Here is a 16,991-nt window from a genome sequence, read left to right as displayed (position 1 = left end):
GTGACCACGCTGAGCGGCGTCGTCCTCACGGGTGGGGTGGAGCGCGAGCGGGTTCGTATCGACGGCGACCGCCTCACCTTCGCGCCCGCTGCCGGCTGGGAGTCGGGGGAGTCGGGGGAGTCGCCCGAGTCGCTGTTGGGCTGGATCACCCCCGGACTCGTCGATGTGCACTGCCACCTCGGCCTCGGCCCGCTCGGCGCGATCGATGAGGCCGCGACCCGCGCCCAGGCGGACGCGGACGTGCGCGCCGGGGTGCTGCTCGTGCGCGACGCCGGGTCGCCGGCCGACACGGCGTGGATCCGGCGCGAGACGGGTATGCCCCGCCTCATCCGCGCCGGCCGGCACCTCGCGCGTCCGAAGCGGTACGTGCGCGACTACGCCCACGAGCTCGACGACCCGGACGACCTGCCGGCCGCGATGGCCGCCCAGGCCCGCGCCGGCGACGGCTGGGTCAAGATCGTGGGGGACTGGATCGACCGGAGCGACGGCGCCGCCGCCGACCTGCGGCCCCTGTGGACGGCGAGGCAGCTGCGGGAGGGAGTGGCGGCAGCCCACGGCCACGGCGCCCGGGTCATGGTGCACACCTTCGCCACCGAGACGGTCGAGGATCTGCTCGACGCCGGCGTCGACTGCATCGAGCACGGCACCGGCATGACACCCGCCCAGCTCGACCGGGCCGCGGAGGCGGGTGTCGCCGTCACCCCCACGCTCGTGCAGATCGCCAACTTCGCCGCGATCGCCGACCAGGCCGGTGTGAGGTATCCCCGCTATGCCGCACGGATGCGACGCCTGCACGCCCGCCGCCACGAGCAGGTGGCCGCGATGCACGCCGCCGGCGTGCAGATCCTCGTGGGCACCGACGCCGGGGGCCTGATCCGGCACGGCCGGATCGCCGACGAGGCCGCCGAGCTCGTGGCCGCGGGGGTGCCCGCCGCCGATGTCCTCGCCGCCGCGACGTGGGCCGCGCGCACGTATCTCGGGGCGCCCGGGATCGCCGAGGGGGCGCCGGCGGATGTCGTCGTCTACCCGGAGGATCCGCGGACCGACATCGGTGTGCTCGCCCGCCCGAGCGCCGTCTTCCTGCGGGGGCGACGAGTGCGCTGAGTTCCGTGAGGCCGGGGCGACGGCCGCCTGTGGCCCTCGCCACACTCCCGCGGGAGGGGCCGAGTGGCAGCAGGCCCCCGGCATCTGGCAGACTAACCCGCTGTACCCGTGTGCACTCAGCCCTCTCACTGATGCGACACGCGTCCACGAAGATCGTCCGCCGGTTGGCCCCACCTGCAGGCGGCGGTATTCACCCCCACGAACCAGGAGTGAGCCAACACGTGGCTGTCAAGATCCGTTTGAAGCGTCTCGGCAAGATCCGGGCGCCCTACTACCGTGTCGTCGTCGCCGACTCGCGCACCAAGCGCGACGGTCGCGTGATCGAGGAGATCGGCAAGTACCACCCGACCGAGGAGCCCTCGCTCATCGACATCGACCGGGAGCGCGCGCAGTACTGGCTCGGCGTGGGCGCACAGCCCACCGAGCAGGTGCTCGCACTCCTCAAGGTGACCGGCGACTGGCAGACCCACAAGGGCCTGCCCGGCACCGAGGGCACCCTGACGGTCAAGGCCGAGAAGGGCGACCCGGCCGAGGCCGTCAAGGCCGCCGAGGCGGACGCCGAACTGCGCAAGGCCCGGGCCTCCGAGGCCAAGGCCGCCGCCGCGGCCAAGGCTGCCGAGGCCCCCGCCGAGGAGTCCGCGGACACCTCGAACAGCGAGGACTGATGCTCACCGACGCGCTCGACCACCTGGTGCGCGGGATCGTCGACAAGCCCGACGACGTCCAGGTCACCGCGCGGTCGCTGCGCCGCGGGGACCTGCTCGAGGTCCGGGTCCACCCCGACGATCTCGGCCGGGTCATCGGCCGTTCGGGCCGCACCGCGCGAGCGCTGCGGACCGTGATGAACGCGCTCTCCACCGACGGCTCCGTGCGGGTCGACGTGGTGGACGTCGATCGTCGTTGAGATCAGCCGTGAACGGGCCCGCATTGCACAGTGCGGGCCCGTTCGCATGAGCGGAAGGAATCGCCGGCGGTGACTGAGGAACCGATGCTGCTGCGGATCGCCACGATCGGCGCCCCGAACGGGCTGCGCGGGCTCGCACGGCTGCGCCTGCACACCGACCGCCCGACCGAGCGGCTCGCGGTGGGCACGACGCTGACGAGCGCGGCCGGCCCGCTCACGATCGCCGCACTGCAGCGGCGCGAATCCCACTGGTACGCGAGCTTCGAGGGCTACGAGGACCGCACGGCGGTCGAGGGCCTCCGGGGCGTCGAGCTCCTGACCGAGCCCGAGAGTGAACCCGACGCGTGGTACCCGCACGAGCTCGCCGGGCTGCGGGCGGAGGATCCCACCGGCCGGGTGCTCGGCCAGATCCGCGGGCTCGAGTACTACCCGGCCCACGACGTGCTCGTGCTCGCCGAAACCTCCGGGGCGCGCACCCTCGTGCCGTTCGTCGCCGCCATCGTGCCCGTGGTCGACGTGCCCGGCGGGCGGGTCGTGATCGACCCGCCGGCGGGTCTGCTCGCCGGTGATGCCGACGACACTGCCGATACTGCCGATACTGCCGCCGCCGGCGACGCTGCCGACCCCGGCGACACCGGCGACACTGCCGACACGGACGCGCGCCCGTGACCGAGGCGCGGCAACCGGACGGCCCGAACGCCGGGAAGATCGACATCGTGTCGATCTTCCCGGCGTTCCTCGACGTGCTCGAACTCTCGCTCCTGGGGAAGGCGCGCGCGCAGGGAGACCTGCGGGTCGGCGTCCATGATCTGCGGGACTGGACCACGGACCGGCACCGGACCGTCGACGACACCCCGGCCGGCGGCGGTGCGGGCATGGTCATGCGCCCCGACGTCTGGGGGCGTGCGATCGACGACCTCCTCACCGGCTCGGACCCGGGCGCGCCGGCGACCCTCGTCGTGCCCACCCCGGCGGGGGAGCCGTTCACCCAGCGGATCGCCGAAGAGATCGCCGCCGAGATCGCCGGCGGGGCCCACCTGATCGTGGCCTGCGGCCGGTACGAGGGCATCGACGCCCGCGTGGGCGCCCACTACGCCGCGGCGGGGATGCGCGTGCGGGAGCTGTCGATCGGCGACTACGTGCTCAACGGGGGCGAGGTCGCCGCCGTCGTGATGATCGAGGCGATCGGGCGACTCCTGCCCGGGGTCGTGGGCAACCCGCACTCGCTCGTGGAGGAGTCGCACGGCCGGGCGGGCCTGCTCGAGTACCCCGTGTACACCGCCCCGGCGCAGTGGCGCGGACTCGACATCCCCGCGGTGCTGCGCTCCGGCGACCACGGCCGGATCGAGCGGTGGCGGCGCGCCCGGGCCGTGGCCCGCACGGCCGCCGTCCGCCCCGACCTCCTGGCCGCCCACGAGGTGAGCGTGCGCCGCGCCCGGCCCTCCGACGCCGCCGACCTCGCCGACGTCGCGGCCCGCACGTTCCCGCTCGCCTGCCCGCCCGGATTCCCGCCCGCGGAGGCGGCGGCCTTCGTCGCGGAGAACCTGACCGAGGCCGCGTTCCGGGGCTGGGCCAAGGCGCGGCGGCGACAGCTCTGGCTCGCCGAGGTCGCCGGGGCCGTCGTGGGCTACGCGATGGTCGTGCTCGACCAGCCGGGCCCCCTCGCGCCCACTGTGCATACCGAGCCCACCGTGCCGAGTGGGCCGAGTGCGCCGAGTGGGCCGGCCGGCCGGGTCGGCGACCTGAACAAGGTCTACGTGCTGCCCGAGCACCACGGCAGCGGCGTCGCGGACCGGCTGCTCGAGGCCGCGATCGAGGGCGCCGCCGCGGCCGGGATGGCCCGCCTGTGGCTCGGCGTGAACCAACGCAACGCCCGCGCCCAGGCCTTCTACCGGCGTCATTCATTCGCCGTCGCGGGGGAGCGCATGTTCACCGTCGGCGCGCGCGTCGAGGACGACTACGTGATGGAGCGCACGCTCGACCCGGATGGATTTCCACCGCGGCCCGGGGTGTGACAAACTTCAGCGACGGCCCGGTGAGCCGCCGGTTCGCTCTGCCGCGGGGGAGCGACCATCCACACGATCACCGGCCCACCCTGATCACGGCGGAACCACCGCCCGAACATTCGCTCTTGACCCGAGGCAAGCGCGGGAAGGCACACCATGCAGAAACTGGATTCGATCGACGCGGGCTCCCTCAAGGAGATCCCGCAGTTCCGGGCCGGCGACACCGTCAAGGTGCACGTGAACATCGTGGAAGGCAGCCGCTCGCGCGTGCAGATCTTCCAGGGCGTGGTGCTCGGGCGTCAGGGCAGCGGCCTGCGGGAGACGTGCCGCGTGCGCAAGTTCTCCTTCGGTGTCGGCGTCGAGCGTGTGTTCCCGCTGCACTCGCCCACGGTCGACAAGATCGAGGTCGTCACCCGCGGTGACGTGCGCCGCGCGAAGCTGTACTACCTGCGCGATCGCAAGGGCAAGGCGACCCGCGTCAAGGAACTGCGCGAGACCGCGAACTGAGTTGACCTACGAAGGTCCTGACTCGGCCGGGCAGGAGGATGTCGACCCCATCGGGGACGGCGTCCCCTCCCGGCCGCCGTCGTTCCCGCCGGCGGATCCGCATCGGCTCCCGCCGGCCGACCGGCCCCGCCAGGTGATCGTCGGTCGATCGGGGACGACGGAGCCTCCCGCGCAGCGACGTAGCCGCACGGCCTCGGGTCGGCCGGGTGCGCAGAGTCAGGGCGTGCTCGGGTTCCTGCGCGAGGCCGCGATCGTGGTGGTCGCCGCGCTCGTCATCTCCCTCGTGATCAAGACCTTCTTCGCTCAGGCGTTCTACATCCCGAGCGAGTCGATGGAGGACACGCTCAAGGTTGACGACCGCCTCATCGTGAACAAGCTCCGGCCCGGCCCGCTCGACATCCAACGCGGCGACGTCGTCGTGTTCGTGGACCCGGGCGGCTGGCTGCGGCCGCACTACGAGGAGCCGACCGTGGTCCAGCAGGTGCTCACGTGGGTGGGCCTGCTGCCCGCGGACGCCGGCGAGCACCTCATCAAGCGGGTCATCGGCCTGCCCGGCGACGAGGTGGCCTGCTGTGACGACCAGGGCCGCGTGACCGTCAACGGCGCGCCCCTGGACGAGCCGTACATCAAGCCGGGCGCGGTGCCGAGCGAGAAGACCTTCGACGAGACCGTGCCCGCCGAACACCTGTGGGTCATGGGTGACAACCGCCCCAGGTCGCAGGATTCGCGGTACTCCCAGGGCGCGGTCGGCGGGGGCTTCGTGCCGATCGACAACGTTGTGGGCACCGCCTGGGTGCGGGTGTGGCCGCTCGACCGGCTCGGCATGATCGGACGCTCGGGCGAGACGTTCGCCGACGTGCCCGATCCCGGCACCCGGGAACCGGCTCCGGACCAGGAGACCGCGGGCGACTGAGGCCCGCGTTACCGTAGGAGCCATGCCCGCATCCGCCCCCACGCGCACGCTCGAGAAGGAGCTGCTGGCCTCCCACGCGCGGATCGCAGGCATGGACGAGGTCGGCCGGGGCGCCCTCGCCGGGCCGGTGAGCGTCGGGGTCGTGGTCGTGGACGGCTCGACCGGGCGGCTGCCGGCCGGGCTGCGCGATTCCAAGCTCCTCACCCCCGAGGCCCGGATGCGACTGTTGGATCCGATCCGCCGCTGGTGCGTGGCCGGCGCGGTCGGGCACGCGAGCCCGGCCGAGATCGACGCGTACGGCATCATCGCGGCGCTGCGCCTGGCCGGGCACCGGGCGCTGGCGCAGGTGTGCGGGGCCGGCTGCGTGCCGGATCTCGTGCTGCTCGACGGCGTGCACGACTGGCTCACCCCGGTGCAGCCGCAGGTGCCCGTGCTTCCGGCGCTGCCGGGGCCGGCGCTGCCCGGTGCGGTGCTGCCGGGTGCGGTGCTGCCGGGTGCGGTTCAGTCGGAGCAGATCCGGCTGGGGCAGATCCGGCCAGGGACGGTGCAGTCGGACGGCGCCGGCGGCCAGCCGGCACGTGGCGGCCGGGAGTCCGCACCGCTGGGCTGCCCGCCGGTGCAGACCCACGTCAAGGGCGACCTGCGCATCAGCGCGATCGCCGCCGCCTCCGTGCTCGCCAAGACCGAGCGTGACGAGATGATGGTCGGCCACCACGAGGCGTATCCGGGCTTCGGGTGGGACTCGAACAAGGGATACGCGGCCGCCGCCCACACCGACGCGTTGCGACGCCTCGGCCCCTCGCCGCTGCACCGGCGGTCGTGGCGGCTCCCCGGCGTCGAGCCCACGTTCGTGCAGGCCGGCCTGCTCGACTAGCGCCCCAGGCGGTTGAGTATCGCGCCGACCGGGGTCGTTCCATGGTTCCCGTCGCCGACCAGGGTCGTTCCATGGTCCCCGTCGCCGGCCAGGGCCGATCCATGGTTCTCGGCGTCGACCAGGGCCGAATCGTCGTTCTCGTCGGTGACCAGGGCGAAGGCGGCGGTTTCGGCCGGGATTTCCGGGGTTACACCCTGGTCGGCGGCTGGTCGAGCCGGTCGGTGGGCCGGTCGGTCGAGCGACCAGGGTCGTTCCGCTGTTCCCGGCGGCGGCCAGGGCCGATCCATGGTTCTCGGCGTCGACCAGGGCCGAATCGTCCTTCTCATCGGTGACCAGGGCGAAGGCAGCGGTTTCGGCCGGGATTTCCCGGGTTCCTCCCTGGTCGCCGGGTGCTCGAGCCCACCAGTCGAGCCCACGAGCCGATCCCGCCAGCCGATCCCACCCGACGAGCCCGCCAGCCGAGCCCACCAGCCGGGCTCGTCGGGCGAGTCGGTCAGCGAGCCGGGTGCTGCGCGGGCCGCAGTCGCGCCAGGGCCGCGTCGACCTGAGCTTCGAAACCCGGGGCGCAGTTCGGGGGCAGGCTCGAGGTCGGGAACCAGCGCACGTCCTTGCTCTCCGGGCTCACCACGGGCGGCCGCGGCTCCGCGGTGAGCGCATAGACCACGTCCCAGTGGGCCCGGCACCGGCCGAACTCGGATGCCAGCTCGTGCCGGTTCAGGTCGATGGGCAGATCCCGCGTCGCGACGACGTCACTCAGCCCGCTCTCCTCCCGCGCCTCCCGCAGCGCCCCCGCGAGCGGGGTGGGATCGTCGGCCTCGAGGTGGCCGCCGAGCTGCACCCAGAAGCCGGCCTTGCCGTGCAGGCACAGCAGGATCTGCGCGAGGTCGGGGGTGAAGACCATGGCCGAGGCGGTGAAGTGCTCGGGGCCGGTGCGGTGCACGCGCCCCGGATCGGCGGCGAGGAAGGCGGCGTACTCTGCCCGCAGCGGCTCGCCGGCCGCCCACGGTTCGGCCCCGAGGGCGACGAGGGTGGTCGAGAGGGCGGCGGCGAGATCGGGCACCCGACCAGGGTAGGGGGCGCGGCCGGCCGGGCCCGGGGGCCCCGCCGCGAATGGGAGCCTCGCCGAACGCGGGATTCCGTCGAGGTGACCGGGGCCGGACCTCGACACGATCCCGCGTTCGAGGCCGCGGCCGGCGGCGGATGGGGGATGATGGGTCACGTGAGTGCAGAGGACCTGGAGAAGTACGAGACCGATGCCGAACTCGAGCTCTACCGCGAGTATCGCGACGTCGTGCATCTGTTCAGCTACGTGGTCGAGACCGAGCGCCGGTTCTACCTGGCCAATCAGGTGGATCTGCAGGTGCGCTCGGCGGGCGGGGAGGTGTTCTTCGAGCTGACCCTGGCCGACGCCTGGGTGTGGGACGTCTATCGCTCCGCCCGGTTCGTCAAGTCCGTCCGCGTGGTCACGTTCAAGGACGTGAACGTGGAGGAACTCGCCAAGGCCGACCTGGAACTCCCCTGAGGCACGGCCGCTCGTGAGCACGGCGGGGGGCCGGTTCGAGGACGCCGCGGACGGCGGCCCGCTGCGGCTGGACCTGCGCAGCATCGACGGCCACGACTTCCAGGTGCTCCGCCGGTTCGCCTACGTCAGCGAGGAATACGACGAGCCGTTCGTGGCGCCGTCCGATCCGGACACGTTCCGCACCGACCTGGCCTCCGTGCCGTGGATCTTCACCTGGCTCGTGCCCCGCAGCGGCATCTTCCTGCCGGCCGCGGTCCTGCACGATGCGACCGTGCGCCGCTGCTACACCGGTCCGTACCTCGATCGCGCCGGCGCCGACCGGCTGTTCCGCCGCGCGGCCCGCGCCCTCGGCACCGGCGTGATCCGCTGCTGGCTCATGTGGGCGGCGGTCACGATGGCCACGCTGTGGTCGCGGCCGCGCGCCCGCTGGTACTGGAGGGGCGTCGTCGCGGGGCTCATCGCGGTGGTCGTCGTGCTCGGGGCCCTCGCCACGGGCGACCTGTTCGGGGTCGGGCCCGGGGTGCCGTGGATGGGGCACGGGCCGCTGTGGACCCGGATCCTCGGCGGTGCGGCCGGGGCGCTCGTCATCCCCTCCGTGCTCGCCCTCAGTTGGGGACGGCGGCTCGCGCCCGCGGGCGTCATCACCGGGATCACGCTCGCGTTCCTCCTGCACGTGACCGTGGCGATCGCGGTGCTCTACGCCCTCTACCGGCTGCTGGAACGGCTCGTGAGCGGCCCGAGTCTCGGAGCGCGTCCGCCCGCGGGCTGACCCGCGGTACCACCCCTGAGGGGTGAGCCGAACCGTCCCGGGCGAGCAACGCCGTCCACAGGCGACCTCTCGATCCACAGCCCGGCCGGCCCGCGCCGCACGCCCGGGCCGCGCTGCGCCACGATGACGGGACATCGAGCGAGAGGGCGGTGATCGGGATGCAGCCACTGCAGATCGGGCGCGCCGGGGAATGCGTCGCCCGGGCCTACCTGGGCGAGCGCGGCTGGCGGATCCACGACGCGAATTGGCACTGCAGGTACGGCGAGATCGACCTCGTCGCCTCCCGGGGCACGGTGCTCGCGTTCATCGAGGTCAAGACGCGCACCTCGACCGCCCACGGCCACCCTCTCGAGGCGATCACCGCGCGCAAGCTCGCCCGGCTGCGTCGACTCTCGGCGGCATGGCTCGCGAGCCACGAACACGAGCCCCCCGAGATCCGCCTCGACCTCATCGCGATCCTCGCGCCCCGGTCGGGACCGGTGCGGCTCGAGCACGTGCGGGGAATCGGATGAGCCGGCAGGGCCTGGGCAGCACGATGGCCGTCTCGCTCGTGGGGCTGCAGGGCGACATCGTCGGGGTGGAGGCGCAGGTGAGCGACGGCCTGCCGCAGTTCCGGATCGTCGGCCTGCCCGATACAACACTCGCCGAGGCGCGCGATCGGGTGCGGGCCGCGATCCAGTCCACCGGCCTGACCTGGGCGCTGCGGCGGATCACCGTCGGCCTCACCCCCGCGGAACTGCCCAAGTCCGGGTCGATCTTCGACCTCGCGATCGCCGTGGCCGTGCTCCGCGCCCAGGGGAGCCTGCCGGGCGGTGGCGAGCACGTGCATCTGGGCGAGCTCGGTCTCGACGGCGCCCTGCACCCCGTGCGCGGGATCCTGCCCGCCGTGGCGGCCGCTGTGGCGCGTGGCCGGCCGCGGATCGTGGTCCCGGCCGCGAACCGCGCCGAGGCCGAGCTCGTTCCGGGCGCCCGGGTGGTCGGCGCCGGTCACCTCGCCGAGGTCGTGCGCCTGCACGGCGGGCGTGCGGACGACGCCCCCGCCCCTCCCGTAGCCGCCGCACCCGCCCCGCTCGCACCCGCCGCACCCGCCGGCGGCCTGGCGGGCCCGGCCGACCTGGCCGATGTGGTCGGTCAGCACGAGGCCCGGGCCGCCCTCGAGATCGCCGCCGCCGGCGGGCATCACCTGTTCATGAGCGGACCGCCGGGCACGGGCAAGACGATGCTCGCGGCCCGGCTGCCGGGGCTGCTGCCGGATCTGAGCGAGGCGCAGGCGATCGAGGTGACCGGGATCCACTCGATGTCCGGTACGTTCGACCCCGCCCGCGGCCTGCTTCGCCGGCCGCCGTTCGAGGCACCGCACCACAGCGCCACGATGGCCTCGATCGTCGGGGGCGGCTCGGGGATCCCGCGGCCGGGGTCGGCCTCGCGCGCCCACCTCGGCGTGCTCTTCCTCGATGAGTCGCCCGAGTTCGCCCCGCACGTGCTCGACTCGCTGCGCCAGCCGCTCGAACACGGTGAGCTCGTGCTGCAGCGCTCCTACGCCAGTGCCCGCTACCCCGCCCGGTTCCAACTCGTGCTCGCCGCCAACCCCTGCCCGTGCGGGAAGGGGAGCGGCAAGGGCATCGACTGCACCTGCTCCGCGCAGGTGCGGCGGCGGTACGAGAACCGACTCTCGGGCCCACTCCTCGACCGGGTCGACATCCGGGTGACCGTCGGCCGGATCACCCGCGTCGAGGCCGCCCGCGCCGGCGAGGACACCGCGACCGTCGCGGCCCGGGTACGGCGGGCCCGCCATCGCCAGCGCGAGCGGCTCGCGGGCACCCCGTGGGGCACGAACGGCGAGGTGCCCGGGCCGTGGCTGCGGGAGCGGACCGGGCAGGTCGCGCCGGACTGCCTCCGGTTGCTCGAGCGCCAGCTCGATCAGGGTCGTCTCAGCCTGCGCGGCATCGACCGGGTGCTGCGGCTCGCCTGGACCGTCGCCGATCTCGCCGGTGCCGAACGCCCGCGGGTCGACCACCTCGGCACCGCCCTCGTGCTGCGCTCTGGAGGCGAACATGACCCCGCTCGCATATGACGCGACCGATCCGCTGCTGGCGCGGATCGCCTGGTCGCGAATCATCGAACCCGGCGATCGGGTCGCCGGCTGCCTCCTCGCGGGCATCGGCCCGGTCGCGGCCCTCGACTGGCTGGCCACCGGCGGGGCGGACGGGCCCCCGGGGATGCCCCCACACGCGGCCTGGGCCCGCAGCGCCCGCAACTGGCGGCCCCGACTGCGCGACCTCGACCCGCGCCGCGAACACGACGCGATCGACCGCCTCACCGGTGCCGTGCTCACCCCGGAGGGGGCCGGGTGGCCCGCCGGGCTGACCGACCTGGGCCCCGGGGCGCCGCCGTGCCTGTGGGTGCGCGGCGTGATCGAGGCGATCTCCCGGCCGGCCGTGGCCCTCGTCGGCGCGCGCGCCTGCACCCACTACGGGCAGCACGTGACCGGCCGGCTCGCCGGTGCGGCCGCCGACGCCGGGCTCGTGGTCACCTCCGGTGGCGCGTTCGGCATCGACGCGGCCGCCCACCGGGCCACCCTCGAGGTCGGCGGCACGACCGTCGCCTATCAGGCCGGGGGAGTCGACCGGTTCTACCCGGGCGCGCACACCCCGCTGCTCGAGTCCGTGATCGAGCGCGGCGCGGTCGTCTCCGAGGCGCCACCCGGCTCGGCGCCGATGCGCCAGCGATTCCTCCAGCGCAACCGCCTCATCGCCGCGGCCACGGCCGCCGTCGTGGTGGTCGAGGCGGCTTGGCGCAGCGGCGCGCTGAGCACGGCCCATCATGCCGCCGGCCTGCTCCGGCCCGTCGGGGCCGTGCCCGGGCCGGTCACCTCGCCGGCCAGCGCGGGCTGCCACCGGCTCCTGCGCGACCAGGTCGCCACCTGCATCACAGACGAGGAGGAGCTGCTCGAGCTCGCCGGACCGATCGGCTCGGTCGACCCGCGCCCGGCGGAGGTGCCCGCGGGGCTCCTCGACGACCTCGATCCGGAGACGGCGCAGGTCCTCGACGCCCTGCCCGTGCGCGCGGCGACCGGCGTCGACGCGCTCGTGCGGGTCGCCGGGCTCGCCCCCGCGGCCGTCATCCGCGCGCTCGGGGTGCTCGAACTGGCCGGGAAGGTCGCCCGGCACGGCGACGGCTGGCGGCGGGCCCGATGAGCAGTCGCCGCCTCCTCGTCGGGTTCCTGGCCGCGGTCGTGCTCCTCGTCGCCATGCCCGCGGCGGCCTCGAACCCGCCCGAGGGCGCCCCGCCCGACCTGTCCGGCCCGCCCGACCAGCCGGCCCTGCCCGACCCGCCCGGCGCATCCGGCTACGTCGCGCCGGTCGGCCCGGTCGATCATGACCCGGTGGTCCTGCGCGCCTTCGACCCGCCCGCGCAGCCCTGGCTCGCGGGACACCGCGGTGTGGACCTCGCCGCCGAGGTCGGATCGCCGGTCCGCGCGGCGGCCGACGGCACCGTCGCCTTCGCGGGCACGGTCGCCGGCACGCCCGTCGTGAGCATCGACCACCCCGACGGGATCCGCACCACCTATCAGCCCGTGACCGGCCCGCTCGCCCGGGGCGATCCCGTGCGGGCGGGGGAGCCGATCGGTGAGCTCACCGCCGGCGAGCACTGCGGCGCCACCTCGTGCCTGCACTGGGGAGCGCGGACCGGCAGGGACGCCTATGTCGACCCGCTCGGGCTGCTGCGTCCGCCGGTCATCCGGCTCTACCCGGTCGAGTGACCGTGCTCGGCCGTGCCGGAGCGACTCACGCCCGCGGGTGTGCCTGGGTGAACACCGCCCGCAGCCGTTCGGGGCTCACGTGCGTGTACCGCTGGGTCGTCTGCAGCGAGGAGTGCCCGAGCACCTCCTGCACCGCCCGCAGATCCGCGCCGCCGGTGAGCAGGTGCGTCGCGGCCGAGTGCCGCAGGCCGTGCGGGGCGATGTCGCGCACGCCCGCCCGCGTCGCGATCCTATGGACGACGTCGCGCACCATCCGCGCGCCGTACCGTCCGCCTCGGGCGCCCAGGAAGAGGGCCGGGCCCGAGGCCGCGGTGACCAGGTCCCCGCGCCGGGCGAGCCAGGCCGCCAGGGCGCGCGCCGCGGGCACTCCGATCGGGACCATCCGCTCCTTGCCGCCCTTTCCGAGCACCCGCAGCAGGCGCTGGTCGAGATCGACGTCGTCGGTGTCGAGGCCGACGACCTCACTCACCCGGGCACCGCTGGCGTACAGCACCTCGAGCACCGCCCAGTCGCGGATCTGAGGCGCTCCGCCGTCGCGGGCCTCGACCTCGGCGCGGGTGAGCACCGACTCGGCCTCGCCCTCGCTCAGCACGGTCGGCAGCACCTGATCGGGCCGGGGAGCCTGCAGCCGCAGCGCCGGATCGTGCGCGAGCAGACCCTCCTCGTGCGCCCAGGAGCTGAACGTGCGTGCGGCCGCGGCCCGGCGTGCGAGCGTCGCCCGGGCCAGGCCGGCCTGGGTCTGCCCGGCCAGCCAGGAGCGCAGCGCCGCGAGGTCGAGTGCCGCGAGATCCGTGTGCTCCACCGGCTCCTTGGGCCCCCCTGGCTGCTCGGTCTGCTCGGTGTGCACGGTCTGCTCGGACTGCTCGGTCTGCTCGGTCTGCTCGGACTGCTCGGACTCGGTCTGCTCGGACCGCCGGGGCTGCTGGGACTCCCTGGGCCGCTGGGGCTCCCTGGCCTGCTGGGGCTGCTGGGGCCGCTGGGGCTCGGCGGCGCGCGCGGAGCTGTCCATGGCGGCACGCCCGCCGTCCCCGCCGGCGGCGGGCAGGGAGAGCAGCAGCGAGATGACGTCGGCCCGATAATTTCGTGCGGTGTGCTCACTCAGGCCGCGCCGCAGCAGCAGGGTCGCCGCGAAGGCCGCGAGCAGCGGCTCATCCCCGGGCCGGGCGCGAAGCAGCGTCCGCGGCGAGGCCGGACGCAGCCGATCGCGCGCGGCACTGCCGGAACCGTGAGCGACCATGGCCCCAGCCTGCCGCGTCGGCCGGCGCCCGCCCAGTCCGACACGCAGGCCCGACCCGCAGGCCCGGCATGCCCGCAGACCCGACCCACACGCCCAGTCCGACCCGCAGTCCCGGTACACCTGCAGTCCCGGTACACCCGCAGGCCCGGTACACCCGCAGGCCCGGTACACCCGCAGTGCCGGTACGCACCCAGGCCCAGCACGCCCGCCGAGCCGGTGCTCCCACCGGTTCCCGCACGCCCCCGCCCCCGGCCTGCCCCGTGCGGCCGGTGGGTGGGCCCGGGTGGTGCGCGCCGGTTCGGTGGACCTGGATGCGTCCTTGCACGAACGTGTCTTTACAAGGACACGTCCTTGCGCGGACCTGTCCTTGCCTGGGCACGGGCACGGGTATGGGCCTCGGCGTGGGCGCGGGAACGGGGGCGGGAGAACGTGACCGTCGTCGCACGCTCCGGGTTCGGCCGCGCATGGCAGCGGCCCCGGACGATCCGGTACGATATGGGGTGCAGTCGGACGGCCCTCGGGTCGCCGACTGACATCGCGTGCTCCCGACCGCGTCAGCGGGTGCGGAGGGCGAGGTCCGATTCCATCGGTGCCCTCCCACGTGAGCACCAGGTTCGCACGGCCGGCCGGCCTGCGAAGAGTCAACCGAATACGCGCGGAGCGATCCGCGCCGTGAAAGGACGAGCCATGGCCGTCGTCACCATGCGTCAACTGCTGGAGAGCGGTGTCCACTTCGGACACCAGACCCGTCGCTGGAACCCGAAGATGAAGCGCTTCATCTTCACCGAGCGCAACGGCATCTACATCATCGACCTGCAGAAGTCCCTCGCGGACATCGACCGGGCCTACGAATTCGTCAAGGAGACGGTCGCCCACGGCGGCACCATCCTCTTCGTGGGCACGAAGAAGCAGGCCCAGGAGGCGGTCGCCGAGCAGGCCACCCGCGTCGGCATGCCGTTCGTGAACCAGCGCTGGCTGGGCGGAATGCTCACGAACTTCGGCACGGTCAACAAGCGCCTCCAGCGCCTCAAGGAGCTCGAGGAGGTCGACTTCGACGACGTGGCCTCCTCCGCGTTCACCAAGAAGGAACTGCTCATGCAGCGCCGCGAGCGGGACAAGCTCGCCCGCACCCTCGGCGGCGTGCGCGACATGGCCAAGGTGCCCTCCGCCGTCTGGATCGTCGACACCAAGAAGGAGCACCTCGCCGTCGCCGAGGCGCGCAAGCTCAACATCCCGGTCGTCGCGATCCTCGACACCAACTGCGACCCGGACGAGGTCGACTTCCCGATCCCGGGTAACGACGACGCGATCCGGGCGGTCTCGCTGCTCACGCGCGTGATCGCCGACGGCGCGGCCGAGGGCCTCGTGGCCCGGTCCGCCGGTGCGGGCAAGCGCGGCGAGTCCGAGGCCGAGCCGCTGGCCGAGTGGGAGCGCGAGCTGCTCGCCGCCCACGAGAGCGAGGAGGCCGCGAAGGCCGCCGAGGCTCCCGAGGAGGCCAAGGCCGAGGTCGCGGATGCCGCCGCCGATGCGGCCGACGCCCCCGTGGCCGCCGACGCCGCCCCGTCCCCGTCGGCGGAGACCGCCGCCGCGGAGGCCGCAGTCGAGGCGACCGCAGTCGAGGAGGCCGCCGTCGAGGCGACCGACCAGACCGACCAGGCCTGAGACCACCACCGTCGATTCGAAGGATCGGACCAATACTTATGGCGAATTACACCGTCGCTGACATCTCCGCACTGCGCGAATCCACCGGCGCGGGCATGATGGACGTGAAGAAGGCGCTCGACGAGGCGGCCGGCGACAAGGAGAAGGCGCTGGAGATCATCCGCGTCAAGGGCCTCAAGGGCGTTGCCAAGCGCGAGGGGCGTGCGACCTCGGACGGCCTCGTGGCCACGTCGATCAACCCGAGCGAGGCCGGCGAGACCGGCGTCATGGTCGAGGTGAACTCCGAGACCGACTTCGTGGCGAAGAACGAGGTGTTCATCGCGCTCGCCGACCGGGTGCTCGAGGCCGCCGTGACCTCCGGCGCGGGTGACCTCGAGGCGCTCCTCGCCGCGGACTCGGACGGCAAGCCCGTGGGCACCGTCGTGGACGAGCAGGCCGCCACCCTCGGCGAGAAGATCGTCGTGCGTCGCGTCGCCCGCGTCGCCGGCGAGAAGGTCACCTCGTACCTGCACCGCACGAACAAGGACCTGCCCCCGCAGGTCGGCGTGCTCGTCGCGACCGACGCCGCCGGTGAGGCCGTGGCCAAGGACGTGGCGATGCACATCGCCGCGTACTCGCCCGCCTACCTCACGCGCGAGGAGGTTCCGGCCGATCAGGTCGCGGACGAGCGTCGCATCGCCGAGGAGACCGCCCGCAACGAGGGCAAGCCCGAGGCCGCCCTGCCGAAGATCATCGAGGGCCGCATGAACGGCTTCTACAAGGAGCACGTGCTCCTCGACCAGGCCTTCGCCAAGGACCCGAAGAAGTCCGTCGGCCAGATCGTCACCGAAGCGGGCGGCACCGTCACCGGCTTCGAGCGTTTCCGCGTCGGCTCCTGATCGACCACGATGGCCCCGTCCCACCTAGTCGTTGGGGCGGGGCCATTGTGTAACGTCGACGAGTATCCCCACGACCTGCGAGGTGCCATGACCAGCCAGCTCAGCCCGACCCCCTCGGCCCCCCGCCGAGTCCTGCTCAAACTGTCCGGTGAGGTCTTCGGAGGCGGCAGCATCGGGCTCGCCCCCGAGGTGGTCCAGGGCGTGGCCCGCGAGATCGCCGAGGCGATGGCCGCCGGGATCCAGGTCGCGATCGTGGTCGGCGGCGGCAACTTCTTCCGCGGCGCGCAGCTGAGCCAGCACGGCATGGACCGGGCCCGCGCCGACTACATGGGCATGCTCGGCACGGTCATGAACTCCCTCGCGCTGCAGGACTTCCTCGAGAAGGCCGGGGTCTCCACCCGCGTGCAGACCGCGATCACGATGGGCCAGGTCGCCGAGTCCTATATCCCGCTGCGCGCCATCCGCCACCTCGAGAAGGGGCGCGCGGTCGTCTTCGGGGCCGGAGCCGGGCTGCCGTACTTCTCGACCGACACCGTCGCGATCCAGCGCGCGCTCGAGGTCCGGTGCGACGAGGTGCTCGTGGGAAAGAACGGCGTGGACGGCGTCTACACAGCCGACCCACGGGTCGATCCCGACGCCCGCCGACTCGACACCATCACGTTCGACGAGGCGATGCAGCGCGACCTGCGCGTGGTGGATTCGACCGCCTTCGCACTCTGCCGCGACAATGGACTGCGGATGCGGGTGTTCGGAATGAGCGAGCCCGGCAACGTGACCAAGGCGCTGCTCGGGGAACCGATCGGCACCCTGGTCTCCGCCGCCTGAACGCACCGCCCACCCAGCCCACCCAAC

19 protein-coding genes and 1 pseudogene are annotated in these 16,991 nt (G+C 73.7%); 18 read left to right on the top strand and 2 right to left on the bottom strand.

The features are described 5' to 3' along the window. From GCG21_RS06265 to GCG21_RS16660, 9 genes and pseudogenes are all read left to right on the top strand, one after another. Entirely contained in the window at positions 1–1,104 is a 1,104-nt protein-coding gene (locus GCG21_RS06265) for an amidohydrolase family protein (RefSeq protein ID WP_370517338.1), read from the top strand. Positions 1,105–1,325: 221 nt separating this feature from the next. Further along, positions 1,326–1,769 carry a 30S ribosomal protein S16 gene (gene rpsP / locus GCG21_RS06260; RefSeq protein ID WP_370517337.1) on the top strand — a complete coding sequence of 148 codons (444 nt, stop codon included), beginning with the start codon at positions 1,326–1,328 and terminating at the stop codon, positions 1,767–1,769. Beyond that, complete coding sequence (locus GCG21_RS06255; protein WP_152818397.1) at positions 1,769–2,008, top strand: RNA-binding protein; 240 nt, start codon at positions 1,769–1,771, stop codon at positions 2,006–2,008. The genes rpsP and GCG21_RS06255 overlap by 1 nt, the downstream gene beginning before the upstream one ends. 69 nt (positions 2,009–2,077) lie before the next feature. Then, a complete protein-coding gene (gene rimM, locus GCG21_RS06250; RefSeq protein ID WP_370517336.1) occupies positions 2,078–2,677 on the top strand; it encodes a ribosome maturation factor RimM in 600 nt (199 codons plus the stop codon). Further along, positions 2,674–3,435: pseudogene (gene trmD, locus GCG21_RS16670) on the top strand (tRNA (guanosine(37)-N1)-methyltransferase TrmD); the annotation flags it as partial. The gene rimM and the pseudogene trmD, both read left to right, overlap by 4 nt. Next, the gene (locus tag GCG21_RS16665) at positions 3,427–4,023 is read left to right on the top strand and encodes a GNAT family N-acetyltransferase (RefSeq protein WP_370517348.1); all 597 of its coding nucleotides are present in this window, start codon (positions 3,427–3,429) and stop codon (positions 4,021–4,023) included. The pseudogene trmD and the gene GCG21_RS16665, both read left to right, overlap by 9 nt. A 147-nt stretch (positions 4,024–4,170) precedes the next feature. Continuing rightward, a complete protein-coding gene (rplS, locus tag GCG21_RS06240; protein ID WP_152818396.1) occupies positions 4,171–4,521 on the top strand; it encodes a 50S ribosomal protein L19 in 351 nt (116 codons plus the stop codon). Positions 4,522–4,744: 223 nt separating this feature from the next. Beyond that, a complete protein-coding gene (gene lepB / locus GCG21_RS06235) occupies positions 4,745–5,434 on the top strand; it encodes a signal peptidase I (RefSeq protein ID WP_370460108.1) in 690 nt (229 codons plus the stop codon). Positions 5,435–5,456: 22 nt separating this feature from the next. Then, positions 5,457–6,308 carry a ribonuclease HII gene (locus tag GCG21_RS16660; protein ID WP_152818394.1) on the top strand — a complete coding sequence of 284 codons (852 nt, stop codon included), beginning with the start codon at positions 5,457–5,459 and terminating at the stop codon, positions 6,306–6,308. Between the two features lie 493 nt (positions 6,309–6,801). Here the strand turns inward: GCG21_RS16660 and GCG21_RS06225 are convergent, their stop codons facing one another. Further along, the gene (locus GCG21_RS06225; protein ID WP_152818393.1) at positions 6,802–7,368 is read right to left on the bottom strand and encodes an NUDIX hydrolase; all 567 of its coding nucleotides are present in this window, start codon (positions 7,366–7,368) and stop codon (positions 6,802–6,804) included. A gap of 159 nt (positions 7,369–7,527) precedes the next feature. Between GCG21_RS06225 and GCG21_RS06220 the strand changes: the two genes are divergently transcribed. The 6 genes from GCG21_RS06220 to GCG21_RS06195 all read left to right on the top strand — a co-directional run bounded on the left by GCG21_RS06220 (position 7,528) and on the right by GCG21_RS06195 (position 12,362). Further along, positions 7,528–7,830 (top strand): DUF2469 domain-containing protein, encoded by a 303-nt coding sequence (locus GCG21_RS06220; RefSeq protein ID WP_153878359.1) that lies wholly within the window; start codon positions 7,528–7,530, stop codon positions 7,828–7,830. Positions 7,831–7,843: 13 nt separating this feature from the next. Further along, positions 7,844–8,599, top strand: coding sequence for a DUF1353 domain-containing protein (locus GCG21_RS06215; protein ID WP_152818391.1), 756 nt, complete (start codon positions 7,844–7,846; stop codon positions 8,597–8,599). Between the two features lie 158 nt (positions 8,600–8,757). After that, positions 8,758–9,111: a YraN family protein gene (locus GCG21_RS06210; protein ID WP_152818390.1), complete on the top strand. Its 354-nt coding sequence runs from the start codon at positions 8,758–8,760 to the stop codon at positions 9,109–9,111. Then, entirely contained in the window at positions 9,108–10,673 is a 1,566-nt protein-coding gene (locus tag GCG21_RS06205; protein ID WP_227993348.1) for a YifB family Mg chelatase-like AAA ATPase, read from the top strand. The genes GCG21_RS06210 and GCG21_RS06205 overlap by 4 nt, the downstream gene beginning before the upstream one ends. Then, a complete protein-coding gene (locus tag GCG21_RS06200) occupies positions 10,654–11,796 on the top strand; it encodes a DNA-processing protein DprA (RefSeq protein WP_152818388.1) in 1,143 nt (380 codons plus the stop codon). The genes GCG21_RS06205 and GCG21_RS06200 overlap by 20 nt, the downstream gene beginning before the upstream one ends. Beyond that, positions 11,793–12,362: a M23 family metallopeptidase gene (locus GCG21_RS06195; protein ID WP_194164964.1), complete on the top strand. Its 570-nt coding sequence runs from the start codon at positions 11,793–11,795 to the stop codon at positions 12,360–12,362. Before GCG21_RS06200 ends, GCG21_RS06195 begins: the two co-directional genes overlap by 4 nt. Before the next feature lie 25 nt (positions 12,363–12,387). Here GCG21_RS06195 and GCG21_RS06190 read toward each other — a convergent pair whose 3' ends face one another. After that, on the bottom strand, positions 12,388–13,599 hold the full coding sequence (locus GCG21_RS06190) for a tyrosine-type recombinase/integrase (protein ID WP_227993346.1): 1,212 nt from the start codon (positions 13,597–13,599) through the stop codon (positions 12,388–12,390). 687 nt (positions 13,600–14,286) lie between these two features. Between GCG21_RS06190 and rpsB the strand changes: the two genes are divergently transcribed. The 3 genes from rpsB to pyrH all read left to right on the top strand — a co-directional run bounded on the left by rpsB (position 14,287) and on the right by pyrH (position 16,964). Then, positions 14,287–15,261 carry a 30S ribosomal protein S2 gene (gene rpsB, locus GCG21_RS06185; protein ID WP_152818387.1) on the top strand — a complete coding sequence of 325 codons (975 nt, stop codon included), beginning with the start codon at positions 14,287–14,289 and terminating at the stop codon, positions 15,259–15,261. Between the two features lie 38 nt (positions 15,262–15,299). Further along, entirely contained in the window at positions 15,300–16,139 is an 840-nt protein-coding gene (gene tsf / locus GCG21_RS06180) for a translation elongation factor Ts (protein ID WP_152818386.1), read from the top strand. Between the two features lie 87 nt (positions 16,140–16,226). Continuing rightward, positions 16,227–16,964, top strand: coding sequence for a UMP kinase (gene pyrH, locus GCG21_RS06175; protein ID WP_152818385.1), 738 nt, complete (start codon positions 16,227–16,229; stop codon positions 16,962–16,964). Positions 16,965–16,991 lie beyond the last annotated feature (27 nt).

The sequence above is a fragment of the Pseudactinotalea sp. HY160 genome, assembly GCF_009372055.1.
Taxonomy (GTDB): Bacteria; Actinomycetota; Actinomycetes; order Actinomycetales; family Beutenbergiaceae; genus HY158.
The sequence above is the reverse complement of the archived record's forward strand: the minus strand, read 5'-3'. Positions and strand labels throughout refer to the sequence as shown.

Bases quoted from the DNA above. Each gene is read 5' to 3' on its own strand.
- GCG21_RS16660 (WP_152818394.1), top strand. From the start codon at position 5,457: ATGCCCGCATCCGCCCCCACGCGCACGCTCGAGAAGGAGCTGCTGGCC.
- GCG21_RS06255 (WP_152818397.1), top strand. From the start codon at position 1,769: ATGCTCACCGACGCGCTCGACCACCTGGTGCGCGGGATCGTCGACAAG.
- GCG21_RS06200 (WP_152818388.1), top strand. From the start codon at position 10,654: ATGACCCCGCTCGCATATGACGCGACCGATCCGCTGCTGGCGCGGATC.
- GCG21_RS06205 (WP_227993348.1), top strand. From the start codon at position 9,108: ATGAGCCGGCAGGGCCTGGGCAGCACGATGGCCGTCTCGCTCGTGGGG.
- GCG21_RS06210 (WP_152818390.1), top strand. From the start codon at position 8,758: ATGCAGCCACTGCAGATCGGGCGCGCCGGGGAATGCGTCGCCCGGGCC.
- rpsB (WP_152818387.1), top strand. From the start codon at position 14,287: ATGGCCGTCGTCACCATGCGTCAACTGCTGGAGAGCGGTGTCCACTTC.
- pyrH (WP_152818385.1), top strand. From the start codon at position 16,227: ATGACCAGCCAGCTCAGCCCGACCCCCTCGGCCCCCCGCCGAGTCCTG.
- rplS (WP_152818396.1), top strand. From the start codon at position 4,171: ATGCAGAAACTGGATTCGATCGACGCGGGCTCCCTCAAGGAGATCCCG.
- tsf (WP_152818386.1), top strand. From the start codon at position 15,300: ATGGCGAATTACACCGTCGCTGACATCTCCGCACTGCGCGAATCCACC.
- GCG21_RS06190 (WP_227993346.1), bottom strand. From the start codon at position 13,599: ATGGTCGCTCACGGTTCCGGCAGTGCCGCGCGCGATCGGCTGCGTCCG.
- GCG21_RS06195 (WP_194164964.1), top strand. From the start codon at position 11,793: ATGAGCAGTCGCCGCCTCCTCGTCGGGTTCCTGGCCGCGGTCGTGCTC.